General features: G+C 53.0%; 13 protein-coding genes and 1 pseudogene. 7 read left to right on the forward strand and 7 right to left on the reverse strand.

The genetic code is table 11. The features are described from left to right. Positions 1-6: 6 nt before the first annotated feature. Both P0D43_RS06775 and P0D43_RS06780 read left to right on the forward strand, forming a co-directional pair. Complete coding sequence (locus P0D43_RS06775) at positions 7-1,005, forward strand: cytochrome d ubiquinol oxidase subunit II (RefSeq protein ID WP_394673579.1); 999 nt, start codon at positions 7-9, stop codon at positions 1,003-1,005. Positions 1,006-1,030: 25 nt separating this feature from the next. Next, positions 1,031-1,369, forward strand: coding sequence for a TIGR01244 family sulfur transferase (locus tag P0D43_RS06780; RefSeq protein WP_341236320.1), 339 nt, complete (start codon positions 1,031-1,033; stop codon positions 1,367-1,369). Position 1,370: 1 nt separating this feature from the next. On the opposite strand, the gene P0D43_RS06785 is transcribed toward P0D43_RS06780, so the two are convergent. Further along, positions 1,371-1,889: an SRPBCC family protein gene (locus P0D43_RS06785; RefSeq protein ID WP_394673580.1), complete on the reverse strand. Its 519-nt coding sequence runs from the start codon at positions 1,887-1,889 to the stop codon at positions 1,371-1,373. A gap of 12 nt (positions 1,890-1,901) precedes the next feature. On the opposite strand from P0D43_RS06785, the gene P0D43_RS06790 reads away from it, so the two are divergent. Next, on the forward strand, positions 1,902-2,267 hold the full coding sequence (locus P0D43_RS06790; RefSeq protein ID WP_236550922.1) for a RidA family protein: 366 nt from the start codon (positions 1,902-1,904) through the stop codon (positions 2,265-2,267). On the opposite strand, the gene P0D43_RS06795 is transcribed toward P0D43_RS06790, so the two are convergent. Continuing rightward, positions 2,256-4,523, reverse strand: coding sequence for a response regulator (locus tag P0D43_RS06795; protein ID WP_394673581.1), 2,268 nt, complete (start codon positions 4,521-4,523; stop codon positions 2,256-2,258). The two genes, P0D43_RS06790 and P0D43_RS06795, sit on opposite strands and share 12 nt — an antisense overlap. Beyond that, positions 4,520-5,377: a phosphate/phosphite/phosphonate ABC transporter substrate-binding protein gene (locus tag P0D43_RS06800; protein WP_394673582.1), complete on the reverse strand. Its 858-nt coding sequence runs from the start codon at positions 5,375-5,377 to the stop codon at positions 4,520-4,522. The genes P0D43_RS06795 and P0D43_RS06800 overlap by 4 nt, the downstream gene beginning before the upstream one ends. Positions 5,378-5,481: 104 nt before the next feature. Between P0D43_RS06800 and murI the strand changes: the two genes are divergently transcribed. Continuing rightward, a complete protein-coding gene (murI, locus tag P0D43_RS06805) occupies positions 5,482-6,318 on the forward strand; it encodes a glutamate racemase (RefSeq protein WP_394673583.1) in 837 nt (278 codons plus the stop codon). On the opposite strand, the gene rsmA is transcribed toward murI, so the two are convergent. From rsmA to P0D43_RS06825, 4 genes are read right to left on the reverse strand one after another with little or no spacing between them, the layout of a single operon-like run. Then, positions 6,315-7,094, reverse strand: a complete 780-nt coding sequence (gene rsmA, locus P0D43_RS06810; protein ID WP_394673584.1) for a 16S rRNA (adenine(1518)-N(6)/adenine(1519)-N(6))-dimethyltransferase RsmA — start codon at positions 7,092-7,094, stop codon at positions 6,315-6,317. The two genes, murI and rsmA, sit on opposite strands and share 4 nt — an antisense overlap. Further along, entirely contained in the window at positions 7,091-8,113 is a 1,023-nt protein-coding gene (pdxA, locus tag P0D43_RS06815) for a 4-hydroxythreonine-4-phosphate dehydrogenase PdxA (RefSeq protein ID WP_394673585.1), read from the reverse strand. Before pdxA ends, rsmA begins: the two co-directional genes overlap by 4 nt. 10 nt (positions 8,114-8,123) lie before the next feature. Then, positions 8,124-9,494 carry a peptidylprolyl isomerase gene (locus P0D43_RS06820; RefSeq protein ID WP_394673586.1) on the reverse strand — a complete coding sequence of 457 codons (1,371 nt, stop codon included), beginning with the start codon at positions 9,492-9,494 and terminating at the stop codon, positions 8,124-8,126. Between the two features lie 31 nt (positions 9,495-9,525). Further along, the gene (locus P0D43_RS06825) at positions 9,526-11,823 is read right to left on the reverse strand and encodes an LPS-assembly protein LptD (RefSeq protein ID WP_159572865.1); all 2,298 of its coding nucleotides are present in this window, start codon (positions 11,821-11,823) and stop codon (positions 9,526-9,528) included. Positions 11,824-11,921: 98 nt separating this feature from the next. Between P0D43_RS06825 and P0D43_RS06830 the strand changes: the two genes are divergently transcribed. From P0D43_RS06830 to P0D43_RS06840, 3 genes and pseudogenes are all read left to right on the forward strand, one after another. Beyond that, positions 11,922-12,953 (forward strand): aminoglycoside phosphotransferase family protein, encoded by a 1,032-nt coding sequence (locus P0D43_RS06830; RefSeq protein WP_394673587.1) that lies wholly within the window; start codon positions 11,922-11,924, stop codon positions 12,951-12,953. Next, entirely contained in the window at positions 12,954-13,649 is a 696-nt protein-coding gene (murU, locus tag P0D43_RS06835) for an N-acetylmuramate alpha-1-phosphate uridylyltransferase MurU (protein WP_394673588.1), read from the forward strand. Between the two features lies 1 nt (position 13,650). Beyond that, positions 13,651-15,039: pseudogene (locus P0D43_RS06840) on the forward strand (aminopeptidase P N-terminal domain-containing protein). The last annotated feature ends 13 nt before the right edge of the window (positions 15,040-15,052 follow it).

Here is a 15,052-nt window from a genome sequence, read left to right on the forward strand (position 1 = left end):
TGAGCCATGACTTTCAATGAGTTCTTGCCGCTGCTGTTCATGGGCGTGATGGGTTTGTCACTGTTGATTTACGTTGTGCTTGATGGCTACGACCTGGGGGTGGGTCTGCTGCTGCCACATGCCACCGACGCTGAAAAAGACACCATGATCAACTCAATTGGTCCGTTTTGGGATGCCAATGAAACCTGGCTGGTTCTGGGCGTAGGCGTATTGCTGGTGGCGTTTCCAAAGGCGCACGGTGTGGTGTTGACCGCCTTGTATTTGCCAGTGACATTCATGCTGTTGGGCTTGGTGTTGCGCGGTGTGGCCTTTGACTTCCGCGTGAAGGTGGAGGTTGCCTACAAGCCTTTGTGGAATCGTATTTTTTTCATCGGCTCACTGGTCACTTCGGTGTCGCAGGGCTGGATGCTGGGCAGTTATATCACTGGTTTCTCGAACCACTGGTCGCAGTTGGTATTCAATTTGGGCGTGGCGATTACCTTGCCTTTTGCCTACACCCTGTTGGCCAGCGGCTGGCTGATCATGAAAACCGAAGGAGATTTGATTGAAAAATCTCGCCGGTGGGGGCGAATCAGTTTTTGGCCCATGTTGGCTTCAATCGCTTTTATTTCGGCCATGACCCCTTTGGTGGTGCCTGAAATTTTTGACAAGTGGTTCAGCTTCCCCAATATTATGGCCCTGGCGCCCATTCCAATCGCATCGGTGTTGTGCCTGTGGGGCATTCACCATGTGTTGAGCAGCCAGCGCCTGATGGACGCGGGTTATGGCTGGATGGTGTTTGCTCTCACCGCAGCCGTGATGACATTGGCTTTCATGGGCCTGGCTTACAGCCAGTATCCCTATGTGGTGTTGAATCAGTTGACCGTGTGGGAGGCCGCTTCGTCGCCCGAGGCATTGAAGATTATTCTGGTGGGTGTGGTGATCACTTTGCCAACCATCCTCGGGTACACTGCGTTTTCTTACAAAGTGTTCTGGGGCAAGGCCAAAGAACTGTCGTATCAGTAACAACACATCGAAGGAATTTGTTGAAATGAGCATCAGGCAACTGAGCAATGAAGTCGCAGTGTGCGGTCAAATTAGTCCCGATGACTTGGAGGCGATTGCACAACTGGGCTTTAAAACCATTGTGAACAATCGGCCCGATCACGAAGTGGGTGCGCAACTTGCCCACGCTGTGATTGAAGCCAAGGCAAAAAGTCTGGGTTTGGCAATTCATTACTTGCCGATGGAAGTAGGTCAGCCGCCGTCGGAAATATTGCTTGAAGATTTCAAGCGTATTCTGGATGCAGCAGAAAAGCCGGTGCTGGCGTATTGCCGCAGTGGTAACCGGTCTGGTCAAATTTATATGGGTGCCTGTGCACTGAAGTAATTCAGTGATCCTTGCGGTTGTCGGGGGTGTGCGCGGGCATGGCCATGGCCGGCTCGCGGATCATGCGCACGGTGTCGATGTCGGCCGCGCGGTAAGCCTGTTTACGAATTTCATCCACATCGTGTGCTGACACCTCGGGACCACCCGGCGTGGCCGCTGCATCGCTGACCTGGTATTGAAACCGCAACCACAACTCGCCCAGTTCTGGTTCTTCAATTGAAATTGTAAGCGTGCTGTCGCCACAGAATTGATTCGCTACAATGCGGGTTTCGGTGCGGTCTTCTTCGATCAGATCAATGGTGTCTTCGATTTGGAAAGGGCCATAATTCAGTACGCGCGCCAGCGTGGTGACATTGCCTTCCTGTTTGGTTTGAATCACTTGCGCATCTTCAAGACCCAAGACAAAGCGGGTTGGTTTCCAGGCCCGTGCAACCAAACCGAACCAGAGTTGTTGCCGCGTTAACCAGTCAATACCGGGCAAGCTCGGGTCGTTGATCTGCACCAAATGTTCAAATTTCATGAAGGGGGTCCTGTGATACACCGACAAGGTACTACAAAACGTTACTCCGATTCCACAAGCTTTAACGGGGTGGTTTATTTGGTTGAGGTGCCTTCTACCGAGGAGGGCGACATTCAGGCCCAAACCCGGGATCTGCTTAGCAGCCTTGAGCGGACGATGGTTGCCGCGCGAACCGACAAAAGTCACCTGTTGCTGGTGCAAGTGTTCCTGACCAATATGGACCGCGATTATGATGGGTTCAATGCAGTGTGGGACGCTTGGTTGCCCGAAGGGACTGCGCCTTCACGCGCTTGTGTTGAGGTGAAAGGCCTTGCCAAACCCGGCTGGAAGGTAGAGCTGGTGGTTACGGCCGCAGTCAGGAACGATTTACTGGCTTAACAGGCGAAGGCGTTGCTGAAGCACACGAAGGTTTTTCTTCAGGTGCTCCAGGGCGTCTGCAGTAGGTCGCTGGTGTAGCATCAGCTGGTTTTCCATTTGCTGAATAAAGTCGGCGAAACTCAGTTCTCCAACAAGCTTGCAATGGCCTTTCAGGGTATGCAGCGCGCGCTTGGCCTCGGACAAATTGCCGGCCAGAATCTCATTTTCAATATCGTCGGCAAGTTGGGGAATTTCAGCCGCAATCATATTGATGGTGGTTTTCAGCAGTTCTTTGTCATGGTCAAAGTTTTGCATGGGAATTGGCGACACACGAAATTTCAGGCGTACAAGCACGGCCTCAATGTCGCTGCGTTTGAATGGCTTTGAAATGTACTCGCGCATGCCGGCGGACATGCATGCTTCACGGGTGTCTGCAATTGCATCCGCTGTCAGGCCAACAATCGGCAAGTTTTTATGTTGGGGTTTGGCCAAAATGGCTTGGCATGCTTGCAGCCCGCCCATGTTGGGCATGTGCATGTCCATGAATATCAGGTCGAATGGTTCTTCGTCCACGGCTTGCACCGCGGCAAGGCCATCATCAGCAAACCGGTATGAAATTCCGAGTTGGGTCAGCACATGCGAAATGAATGTCTGGTTGACCATATTGTCTTCAGCCACCAGAACACGAAGACCGGTAGATACATGACCAAATTCATTTGTCGTGTCGTGTGGGATGTCGTTGTGCATGTTGACAGCCAGAGTTTCAGTTCCAGTGATTGTATTTATTTCAACAATCGGTAACTCGAGTGTAAAGCTGAATTCACTTCCAATGCCTTCTTCGGACCAAAGATGAATACGACTATCCATCAATTCCAGCAAACGCTGGGTAATGGTCAATCCAAGACCAGTACCACCATACTTGCGTGCGGTGCCGGGCTCCGCTTGTGAAAACGCCTTGAAGATCTCGCTACGGGCCGATTCCGAGATTCCCAAGCCGGTGTCGCGTATCGCGAAATCGATTTTACATGTGGCGGGTTTTGTTTTGCTTGGCGTAGTCTTTGCGCTGAGGGTGATGCTGACCCGGCCTGCCATCGTAAACTTCAGTGCATTGCTTAACAAATTGTTCAGCACTTGCATAATGCGTGGGCAGTCACCATTGAGCAGGTCAGGAATGGCCGGATCAATATCCAACACGATTTCAACGCCCGGTTTTGCATAGGCGCTAGAGACCATTTTGACGATGGCTTGCACATGGGCGCGTAACTCGAAAGGTTGCGGATCCATGTCCAGCCGGTTCGCATCAATTTTCGAGAAATCGAGAATGTCGTTGACAACGCGCAGCAAATGCTCAGCGCTGAGTTGAATCAACTCCAGATTCCGGCGTGGTTTTTCAGCCAGTGCGCTATTGCCCAGCGTGATTTCGGTCAGTCCCAGAATCCCGTTCAGCGGTGTTCTGATTTCGTGGCTCATGTTGGCCACAAACTGGGATTTCAAATCATTCGATTTGTCCGCCTTCAGTTTTGCTGCCTCCAGAGCCTGGTTCTTTTTGTCGAGCGTGACAGAGGCCCAGTTCAGGGTCGCATGCAGCATGGCCAACTCGCGAGAGGTCGGGGATGTGGCATGTTCGATGCCCTGTCCTTTAACCATGCGCTGTGCAAAATCGGTGAGCGAATGCAGTTCAACAATGGTTTTGCGTATGAACAACCACAAAGCCAATGTTGCAGGAAATATAAGTATGACCGCCAGCAATACATTGCGCTCGATCAGTTCGGATTCTCGTATTTGCAGGGGAGACAAATCAAACTCGAGCACCACATACCCAATCACCCGTCCAGATTCTATGGGTTCAATAACGGTTAAATACCGGTCACTTTTAAATAATTGGGTTTGCAGGCCCTTGTTGGGTATGTGAAGTTTCTCGTTTGTGTACAAGGCGGTCAGCTTGTGCGTGCTGTTGTCTCGCAAAACCTGCGCCAATACTTGCCCGTTCGCTGCAACCACCGTGGCGGAATACAGGTCCTGGAATCCGTCCGCCTTCAATAAAAGTGTTTCAATGATTGCAAAGTCTTTTTCAAGCAAATGACTGTTGCTGGACACTGTAATATTAAATGCCAGGGCAGTGGCTTGCTGCTTGAACACGTCTTGCAGTTCGTCATGCTGGGTCCGTGTATTGAACCAGGTAAAAGCCAGCGCCAGAATCAACACCAAACCAATGCCAAGCACCAAAAGTTTGGTGCCCAGGCTTGGATGGGTTATGGATTGAAAAGACTGTTTCAATTGGAAAGAAATGCCTCTAGGCCCAGTTTTTCAAGTGGTTTGTAATCTTTCGCATAATCGGCGCGCACGGGATTGGGCATTTGAATGTTGGCACCCACCTGTTTGTTGGCTTTGATGTAGGCCAAAACACCGGCAGCAATGGCCTCTTGAGTTGCAGCTGGCACGCGTGGGTGTGCGGCAATCGGATGAGGTGGTACCGGTGGGGTTTCGTAGATCACTTTGACTCTACTTTGTAGTTCGGCGGATTCCGATGCCAGCGTTGCATTCACCATGCCACCGGCCAGGCCTTCTCCGCGAACCACACCACGGATCACGTTGGGGTGGGTTTTCACGTATTTGGTCACAAAGTCCAACCCCTTTTCGCGTTTCAACAATGCGCGCATGTACAGCGACGCACCAAATGCGTTGGGCGAGGGAAACAGCAGTGTTTTGCCGTTCAGGTCATTTAATGATTGAACTTCATCGGTTGATGAACCCGTCTCAGCGACAAGAATGCCGGTCAAGGGCTTACTGTCACGAATCAGTGGTGTGTAGCCTTGTGCTTTTTTAGCCATCACCATGTGATAAGGGTTGCAGTAGATGAGGTCGGCCCGCCCAGCTTGGAACTGCGCTTCGAACTCGTTAATGTCTTTGCTGAAAACAAGCTCGATGGGTGGAAGTCCCTCTTTTTTCAGACCTTCCAGTAATTGGCTCCAGGTGGAATGAATTTCCGTGACCGGGAATTGCGGAACAACCAAAAGTTGCAGTGTTGAATTCTTGTCTGCCGCGTGAGCCGGCAGCCCAAAAGCCAGCGTAAACAATGTGACAATACAGGGCAATATTGCGCGGGCAGTTTTGGCAGTCAAGGCAAGCATGATGTGTAAATGTTAAATTATTTGCAAGTTACATTTTAATATTTGTTGGTTGAATCAAATCATGAAAACAAGCATTGATTTACCCCGTATTTCAAAGGTGCTGAATGGCGAATGGCGTGTTGCTTGAGCCCCAATCCCCTGTGGGTGTGTTTGATTCAGGGGTAGGCGGTTTGTCTGTATTACAGGCCATGTTGAGCCATTTGCCAGGCGAATGTTTTGAGTTTGTTGCCGATGAGCGTTACTTGCCCTACGGTGACAAGCCGCAACATGAAATTACCGATCGGGTGCTCACCCTGTCTAACTGGATTCGCAATCAGGGGTGCAAAGCCATGGTGATGGCATGCAATACCGCGACAGCTGCGGGTGCCAACCAAGCCAGGGCTGCCCACGCCAACTGGCCAATTGTTGGAATTGAACCGGCTGTAAAACCCGCCAGTATGATGACCAAAACCGGGGTGGTTGGAATATTGGCTACCACCAACACGGTGGCCAGTGAGCGGTTTAAAACGCTGGTTGAACGGTTCGACCCTTTGGCCAAAGTGATTGCGCATCCATGTCCGGGTTTGGTTGAGCTGATCGAGCAGTCGCCCATGCCCGAGAATTCCATTGAGGCCTTGTTAAAGCCTGTGCTTGCTGAGTTAACTCGAAAGCAGGCTGACGTGATCGTGCTGGGCTGTACTCATTATCCCTTCGTGGCGCACTTGATTTCCAAATTGGCTGGGCCGGGCGTGGCTGTGATAGAGACAGGCTTACCCGTGGCCAAGCAACTCAAGGCGAGGCTGGAGTCCGAAAACCTGCTGAATATGCGTCAGGAAAGTATCCCTGCAATTGAGCGTGTAAAATTTTACACAACAGGTCAGCCTGACGCATTCAAGAAAAAGCTGGTGAACTTGTTGGGTAGTGAATGGCGCGAGGCCAAGGTACATCAACTACTGGTTTAATGGTTGGCCTGACTGGCCAGCATTTGCGCCACCTGCACAAATTGCGCGGGTGCAATTTCTTCGGCGCGTGCCGTTAGTGCAATACCCGCCGTTGCAGCCATGTGATCTGGCACCACATTGGCCCAGGTATTGCGCAACATTTTTCGACGCTGCGAAAATGCTGTGCTGACCACACGGCTAAAAATTTCACCGGGAATTTGTGCACGCACATGGATTGGTTTTGGCACCATCCGAACAATTGCTGACATGACACGCGGCGGTGGGTCGAAGCACTCGGGCGGAACGTCAAACAAGTGGTCCATGTCGTAGTAGGCCTGCAACATCACTGACAGCCTGCCATAGTCGCTGGTTTTCGGTGTGGCCACCATGCGGTCAATGACTTCTTTTTGCAGCATGAAATGCTGATCGATGACTCGATCTGCGACCTCGAGCAAGGCAAACAAGATAGGCGAGGAAATGTTGTATGGCAGATTGCCCACCACGCGAAATGGGGCAGGGAGTTGTCCGAAATCAAACTTCAACACATCCACTTCATGAACCGTGAGTTTGTCTTTCCAGGCCCCTGTGCGAAGCTTCTCAGCCAAATCCCGGTCTATTTCGATCACTTGCAGGTGATTGACCGCCTTAAGTAGCCAAAATGTCAGCGCACCCAAACCAGGGCCAATTTCAACCAGGGTATCGTCTTGGCGTGGTCGCATTTCGCCAATGAGGTTCGACAACACGCTTTGATCGGTTAAAAAGTGTTGGCCAAATCGTTTTTTTGCTTGGTGTTTCATTGCGCTTTCCCGCGGCAAAGGTCCATGTGGTGCGCGCATTCTATCGCTTCATTCAGGCTGCCGGCGTCCATGTTGCGGGTACCGGCCAAGTCAAGTGCAGTGCCATGGTCAACCGAGGTGCGAATAATGGGTAAACCCAACGAAACATTCACCCCCTGACCAAAACTGGCATGTTTAAGCACGGGCAAACCTTGGTCGTGGAACATGGCCAGCACAGCGTCGCTGTTTTGAAGGTATTTGGGTTGAAACAAGGTGTCAGCAGGGAAAGGTCCTTGAACATCGTGGCCCATTGTCTGCATCGCCTGAATGACTGGTGAAATGGTCTCGATTTCCTCTTGGCCCAAGTCGCCCGATTCGCCGGCATGTGGATTCAGGCCGGTCACCAGAATTCGCGGTTTTGCCAAATTCCAGTACAGGCCCAAATCTTTCAGCATGATTTCAAGCGTGTTGGTCAATGATTCACGGGTAATCGCCGCAGGTACTTTGGCCAGCGGAATGTGGGTGGTGGCCAAAGCAACTTTCATTTGCCCACCCATCAACATCATCACCACCTCTGCCTGGCCACAGCGCTCGGCAAGGTATTCTGTGTGACCCATAAAACCGGGCCAGAAGGGACTAATTGCTGATTTTTGAATGGGGGCGGTGACCATGGCCGCAGCGGTGCCGTTCTGGCAAGCGTCACAGGCCATATTGAGAAGACCCAGCACATAGGGTGCATTGGCCGGGTTGGGCTTACCGGTGGTGCAGGGCGCTGAAAGGGGGTAGTCCAGCAGATAGTAGCCGTGCGGTTCAGTATCGCTGGCGGCAATGTCCCTCAGTGTATTTATTCGTTGCCATTTGGGTTCAATGCCGGCGTTGCTGGCTCTTGTTGTAAGCAGGTCAGCATCGCCAAGAATTACCAGTGGCCGGTTTAGCCGCTTGGCCTGACTTGTTTCTGCCAGCAAGGCACACAGTTCAGGCCCGATCCCGGCGGGCTCGCCGTTGGTAACAAGGATCGGGAGATTAAAGGCCTCGTTCATGCCTTTTGCATCAAAGGCGAACTTCGATGTAAGTCGAGTCTCGCAATTGGCGCAGCCATTCCTGATAACTTTCCTCCGACTTGCTGGCTCGAATGGCCTGGCGCGCTGCCTGTCGCTGGCGTTCTTCAGAGGCCGCCTGTTGGCGTCGCTCCACCACCTGAATGATGTGGAAGCCAAAACGACTCTGGAACACGGGGCTAACACCACCAATACTGAGCTGGTTCATTTCCCGCTCAAATTCCGGCACGGTGTCGCCTGGGTACAACCAGCCCAAATCACCACCCTTGGCAGCGGAACCATCTTGTGAATAACGCTTGGCCAAGGTTTCAAATGTTGCGGCTCCGCCTTGCAATTGCTCCAACGCAAAGCTCAGTCTGCGTTTGGCCTCTGCCTCAGTAATGTCGGGGCCAGGGCGAATCAGAATGTGTCGTGCACGTGTTTGTGTCACAGGCGTGCTGTCCAGGGCGGCACCACTTTCACGCCGTTCAAGCATTTTTAAAACATGAAAGCCGTTGGGGCTGCGGATGGTTTGCACCGCATTTGGCTGCCCTTTGGACAGGAATTCAGTAAACAGCGTGGGTACGGCATCAAAACCAGACCAACCCATTTGCCCGGTGCCGTCAATTGCAAGCTCGGGGTTGGCTTGCACAATGGATTCCACGGTTTTTCCGTCTTTCAGTGCTTTCTCAACGGCTTCAACTTTGGCTCGGGCCTGGGTTAGCGTTGCGCCACTGGCGTCGCTGGGGGCTTTGACCAGCAGTTGTACCCAATTGACTTCAGGTTGATTGCCCACCACGCCACCTTTCGATCGGGCGGCCAGATAGTTTTGAATCTCTGCATCGGAGATCTGAATTCTGGCTTCCACTTCGCGTTCGCGCAGGCGGCTCAATGTAATCTCGCTGCGCACCTCTTCGCGGAAGCGGGCTGGTGAAACACCTTCTTCTTGAAGACGTGCCAGAAAGTCCTCAAGCGACAAACCATTTTGCTCGGCCACGCGGGCCATGGCTGCTTCAATTTGGGCTTCTTCAATTCGAATGCCGACTTCTTCTGCTTTCTGTAGCTGGGCCCTGTCCATCACCATGCGATCAAGCACCTGCTTGCGCAATTCGATGCGGTCTGGCAAAGGTGCGCCACGGCGGCTCATCTGCCTTTCAATTAAAGCCACTTGTCGGTTCAATTCGCTGCGGGTAATGATGTCGGTGTTCACCACTGCGACAATGCCGTCGATCGCTGCTGCGCCCGAACCATTGCTCGCGCCCAATTCCGAGCTGAGCTTTCCTGAGGGTAGGTTGGTTGTGGGCGTTTTCAGGCCTTGCGCTTGCGCATGGGTCAGGGCCGCCAAGGCGGAAATCGCGAATAACCAGTGTTGAATGTGCTTCATATTCATAGCTTATTGGGTGCTTGGTGGGTGCTCATTGGGTAATTTGTGAGGAAGAGAAAGGCGTGTACCCAGGTACCTTTCTAGACAACAGGTCGGCGGGGTTGGACCCCAGGCGACCCAATCCATTGAGCTCAAGTTGAACAAAGAGCGAGGTCGTTTCAAGCAAAGGTGCCGTGGCAAATCGTTGCGCAATAACGCGCACCGCCCAGCAACCTTCACCGTATTCCAGGCCGGCAACACCCTCGATCAGGCGGTTGTCCAACATGGAATAGTTTAAACGACCCACGCCGCTCCAGCGGTCAGAGATAGGCCATTGACCAGAAATGTCGAATTGATCAATTTGGGCGCGAGTGTATCGATACCCAAAATTGAGCTGTTTGCCCAGGGAGGGTGCATAGCTGACCGTGATGTTGCCGCGTTCATGACGACCACTTTCCGCATTGAGCTGTGTGGTGGCATCCAGAAATACGGACTGGCTGATTCGGCCACGGGCGTTGGCAAAAAAGTCGGAATCGCTGGTGGTCGGGGCTTCAAAGCCCTGCAGGATCACGCGGGGCGTGCTCAGGTTTAATCGCTGCCCGCCTGTTACGCTGAATAACTCTTCGCTGGTGGCTTCGTCGTAAAAACGACTGGTTACAGCCAGCGTCAGCTGGTTGGCATCCCCAACGCGATCGAGACCGGAATACCTGTTCTCGGCAAAAATCCGGGTCAGGCTTTGATCGGTCACCGAGGTGTCGAAAATTGGTTGATCAGACTGGTCTTTAAATGGCGTGTACAGGTAAAAAATTCGGGGTTCCAGTGTTTGGTTTACGTTGCGACCAAAAAAGCTTGTTTTGCGGTCGAAGTAAACGGTGCTGTCCAGCGACACAGTTGGAATGACACTGCCCGGTGCTGCAGGCGATCCGGGAGTTTGTCCTTGTAAATCGTAATTGGTGGTCTGAACTGAAACAGCGGGCGTAAACGAGAACTCAGATCGCTGAATCGGCATGAACACCCGGGCTCGGGTAACGCCCCGAGAGCCTTCAACCCGCGCGGGTGCTGAAGATGGGCGCGCAAAGTCGGTGTATTGCCCACTGATCGACACGAATGCATTGGCCTCGCCAATGCGGGTTGGGCTTAGCTCAAGCGTGGCCTCGGGCAGGCGGTCGTAGGGTTCGGCGATGACATCGTTGAACAATTGCAGTGTTTGGTGTGCCACTGTGCGTACATTGGCATTCCAGTTTTTCTGGCGGTACGAGAGGTAGCCTTCTTGCACCAACACACGTTGCGAGGCCACAGCCTGGGTGCGGGAAAAGTCTACGAAGTAGTTGTCGTCCGACACCTCATTGAAATTGACCCCTGCATAGAAGGGGCCCTTCTCGTATCTGTGCAGCAAGGACAAAGCCGTGCGGTCTGTGCCGGTTTTCTCGTCGTCGGGCAAATAATCGTATTTCAGCTCGCCCTCGTTGTTGGGCGTCAAGTAGCGTGTTTGCGTACCCAGCTGGTAGCCTCGGCCCGAGATGACTTTCGGGTACAGGGTCATGTCCTTGTCTGGCGCAATATTCAGGTAATACGGCACTGTTACTTCAAGCCCGCTATTGGACACTGTGCCAAACGAGGGTGGAAGAAAACCGCTTTTTCGACGATCAGTCGTTGGGAACGAGAAGTATGGGGCACCTAAAATGGGCACGCCCTGAAACACTACTTTTGCGCCGCGCGCACGGCCCACTTCAGAGGCTTGGTCAATTTCAAGCGAGTCTGCGGTAATGTACCAGTCACCTTGATCAGCCGCACCCGGGTTCGGTACGTCGCACACGGTGTAATTGGGATTCTCAAGAGTCAGGGTGGAAATGCCGTCATACTGCATTTTGTCAGCACGGCCCTTGCCGTTGATTTCCTTCAGCTCGAAGGTGGGCTGTGTCATTTGGCTTTCGCCTGTGCCCAGTTTCACAGAGCCCTCGGGGGCCTTGAGAATCATTCCTTCCTGTTCAATGATCAAGTTGCCTTTGGCGGTGGCACGGTCAGTGATCGGGGAATAATTGATTGAATCGCTGAACAGTTTGAGCTTGTTGCGTCGAACTTCAACGTTGCCTTCAAGAAAGGTTTCTTCGGCACTGTTGCCGTAAAGCCGGTCGGCGGAAATGTAAGTGGCTTCGTCCTCGGGTATCGGATTACGCACCCCCAATAGGCCACCGTCAATTTTTAGGCGTGTGGGGGCTTCGGCTTTTTGTGGCTCCGCACTGGTGGTTTGCGCAAGCGCGGGTGCACCCAGACAGAACAATGCAATGGCAATGGCTGTGGGGCGGGTGGGCACTGAGTGCACTTGCAGTAATTTTTTGCTTTTCTTCAAGCTGGGTATGTACTCAAATAGGTGACGGATCGATCAAGCGCCATAGGATCCTACTATTATAGGCAACTAACTACAAATTAAAGAGATTGGACGGTTTGATGAGCGCCTTGCGTCAAGAAATGTTGAAAAAATGGCTGACAGGCCTGGATGGTTTCGAATTTGACCTTGAAACCTTGCAGGCGGCGTCCAGCGACGCCAGTTTTCGCCGCTACTTTCGGGTAAGCGAGGCGAATAACGCGCGAACCTTGATTGTGATGGACGCACCTCCCGACAAAGAGGATGTTCGCCCGTTTGTTCATGTGGCCGGGCTGTTGCGCAGCGGAGGTTCAAACGCACCTGAAGTACTGGCGCAAAATCCGGAAGACGGTTTTTTACTGCTTCAAGACTTTGGCAACACCACCATGCTGCAAGGCTTGGTGGCCCGGGCCGGGCAGCACGACACCTTTTACATGCAAGCCATTGGCGATTTGGTTCATTTGCAGGCGAACACGGCCACCACTGGCTTGCCAGCCTACGGTGCTGACAAATTGTTGCAGGAAATGAATTTGTTTGATGATTGGTATGTGGGCAAGCACTACAGCGCCGAATTGACCGATCAGGAGCGCAACTGGCTGGACAGCATCAAGGGCATGCTGATTCAAAGTGCACTGGCCGAACCGCAAGTTTTCGTGCACCGGGACTACCACAGTCGCAACTTGATGTTGACCAGTGAAGCTGGCGCGGCACCCAAGTTTGGCATTCTTGATTTTCAGGACGCAGTAAAAGGCCCGCTAAGCTACGACCTCGTCAGTATTTTGCGCGATGCCTACATTGAATGGCCTGAGGAACAAACCCTGGACTGGACCGTGCGTTACTGGGAGGCAGCACGCAAGGCAGGTTTGCCCATTTGCGAAGATCCCGGCGAGTTTTACCGTCAATTCGATTTCATGGGCTTGCAGCGCCATTTGAAAATTCTGGGCATTTTTGCACGTCTGAATTATCGCGACGGCAAGGCCCAATACCTCAATGACCTGCCCATGGTGTTGCGCTACGTGCGCTTGGTGGCTGGGCGTTACATTGCCTTCAAGCCGCTGTTGCTGTTGCTGGACCGCCTGGAGAACAAGGCTGTGAAAGTGGGGTACACGTTTTAAATGAAGGCCATGATTTTGGCGGCAGGGCGCGGTGAGCGCATGCGCCCCCTGACCGACCACTGTCCCAAACCCCTGTTGCCTGCGGGTGGTAAACCCCTGCTGCAGTGGCACCTCGAGGCCCTGGCGGCGGTGGGGATCACCGAGATCGTGATCAATCACGCGCATTTGGGCCAACAGATCGAAGCGCACTTCAACGATGGCTCAAGCCTTGGGTTAAAGCTGCGGTATTCACCGGAAAGCACTGCGCTTGAAACTGCCGGGGGTATTCGCAAGGCTTTGCCGGCGGTGGGTGACAAGCCGTTTTTGGTGATGAATGGCGACGTGGCCTGTGAATGGCCTGTCGCCACGGCTTTGCAAATTGCAAAAGAATGGCAGCCAGAACAGTTGGCCCACCTGGTGATGGTGCCCAATCCACCCCACAACCTGACAGGTGATTTCGCCTTGCAGGGCAGGGCTGTGAAGCAAGCCGAGCCTGGCGAGGCTGCATTCACTTTTTCAGGCATTGGTGTGTATCACCCGGACTTGTTCAAGCCAGTCCAAGAGGGCGAGGTTGCAAAACTTGCTCCCCTGTTGCGCCAAGCCATGGCAGCAGGCAAAGTACAAGGTGAGTTATTCAGCGGCTTCTGGATGGACATTGGTACTCCTGAACGGCTTGAGGAACTCAACCAACGATTGAATTCAGTAAGGAAGCATTAGCATGAGCAGGTACCCCACCCACAATCCCCTGATTTACGCCAAGCGCCGCGAGCAATTGGCTCGCCGATTGAAGAAGATGGGCGGAGGCGTGGCCTTGGTGCAATCGGGTATGGAAGTGATGCGCAACCGCGATGCCGATTATGCGTTTCGCTCGGACAGTTATTTTTACTATCTCACCGGCTTTCCCGAGCCCGAGGCCTGTTTGGCCCTGGTGGTAACGCCCACTGGCGATTCCCGTGCAGTGCTGTTTTGCCGTGATAAAAACGAAGAGCGAGAGATTTGGGAAGGTTTTCGTTTTGGCCCGAAGGCCGCGCAGTCTGCCTTCGGCATGCACGAGGCCCACAGCATTGAAGACCTTGAAGAGCACCTGATCGAGACGCTGGCCAACCAGCCCGCCGTGTTTTTGCGTTTGGGTGAAGACGAAAGCCTGGAAGCCGCGGTGGCTGATGTGCTGAAAACCTTGCGAGGCAAAGCACGCATGGGGATTTCAGCGCCGCATGCTGTGCTTGATCTCAGCCATTCGCTCGATGAAATGCGTTTGATCAAAGACAAAACTGAAATCGACATCATGCGCCGCGCTGCGCATATTTCCGCGCATGCCCACATTGCCGCCATGCAGGTGTGCCAGCCGGGCAAGTTTGAATTTGAGGTGGAAGCCGAGTTGCTTTACGAATTCCGTAAAAACGGTTCTGAAGCACCGGCCTATGGCTCAATTGTCGCCTCGGGCGCAAACGCATGCGTACTGCATTACCGGGCCAACGACGCCAAAATGCGTGATGGCGATTTGTTGTTGATCGATGCAGGTTGCGAGCTCGATTGTTATGCATCCGACATCACCCGCACCTTTCCGGTCAACGGGCAGTTCAACAAGGCCCAGTAAGCCGTGTATGAAGTGGTGCTGAATGCACAGTACGCCGCCATTGAAGCCACCAAGCCCGGTGCCCGTTTTAACGATCCGCACGATGCAGCGGTGAAAGTGTTGGCCCAAGGTTTAATCGATTTGAAACTGCTGAAAATGGGTATCAATGAGGCGCTTGAAAGCGGCGCTTACAAGCGTTTTTACATGCACCGCACCAGCCATTGGCTGGGTATGGATGTGCATGACTGTGGCAGTTACCGAGACCCTTCGGCCAAGCCTGAAGATGGCGTGGCTCCACACACCAGCCGGAAACTGGAAGCGGGCATGGTGCTCACCATTGAGCCGGGTCTGTACATTCGCCCAGGCAAGGGTGTGCCCAAACAGTTTGAAAATATCGGCATTCGCATTGAAGACGATGCCTTGGTGACCCAGAAAGGATGCGATGTCTACACGGCAGACGCCCCGAAGACCGTTGCGGAAATTCATGCCACCATGAAATCGCACAAGAAAAGCGGCAACAAGGCGGCCTAAGCAAACAATGAGA

It is taken from the genome of Limnobacter sp. (genome assembly GCF_043511195.1).
In the GTDB taxonomy this organism is placed as follows: domain Bacteria; phylum Pseudomonadota; class Gammaproteobacteria; order Burkholderiales; family Burkholderiaceae_B; genus Limnobacter.

Coding starts and splice junctions, on each gene's coding strand:
- pdxA (WP_394673585.1), bottom strand. CDS start 8,113: ATGAACGAGGCCTTTAATCTCCCGATCCTTGTTACCAACGGCGAGCCC.
- P0D43_RS06820 (WP_394673586.1), bottom strand. CDS start 9,494: ATGAAGCACATTCAACACTGGTTATTCGCGATTTCCGCCTTGGCGGCC.
- P0D43_RS06775 (WP_394673579.1), top strand. CDS start 7: ATGACTTTCAATGAGTTCTTGCCGCTGCTGTTCATGGGCGTGATGGGT.
- P0D43_RS06830 (WP_394673587.1), top strand. CDS start 11,922: ATGAGCGCCTTGCGTCAAGAAATGTTGAAAAAATGGCTGACAGGCCTG.
- P0D43_RS06785 (WP_394673580.1), bottom strand. CDS start 1,889: ATGAAATTTGAACATTTGGTGCAGATCAACGACCCGAGCTTGCCCGGT.
- rsmA (WP_394673584.1), bottom strand. CDS start 7,094: ATGAAACACCAAGCAAAAAAACGATTTGGCCAACACTTTTTAACCGAT.
- murU (WP_394673588.1), top strand. CDS start 12,954: ATGAAGGCCATGATTTTGGCGGCAGGGCGCGGTGAGCGCATGCGCCCC.
- P0D43_RS06800 (WP_394673582.1), bottom strand. CDS start 5,377: ATGCTTGCCTTGACTGCCAAAACTGCCCGCGCAATATTGCCCTGTATT.
- P0D43_RS06780 (WP_341236320.1), top strand. CDS start 1,031: ATGAGCATCAGGCAACTGAGCAATGAAGTCGCAGTGTGCGGTCAAATT.
- murI (WP_394673583.1), top strand. CDS start 5,482: ATGGCGAATGGCGTGTTGCTTGAGCCCCAATCCCCTGTGGGTGTGTTT.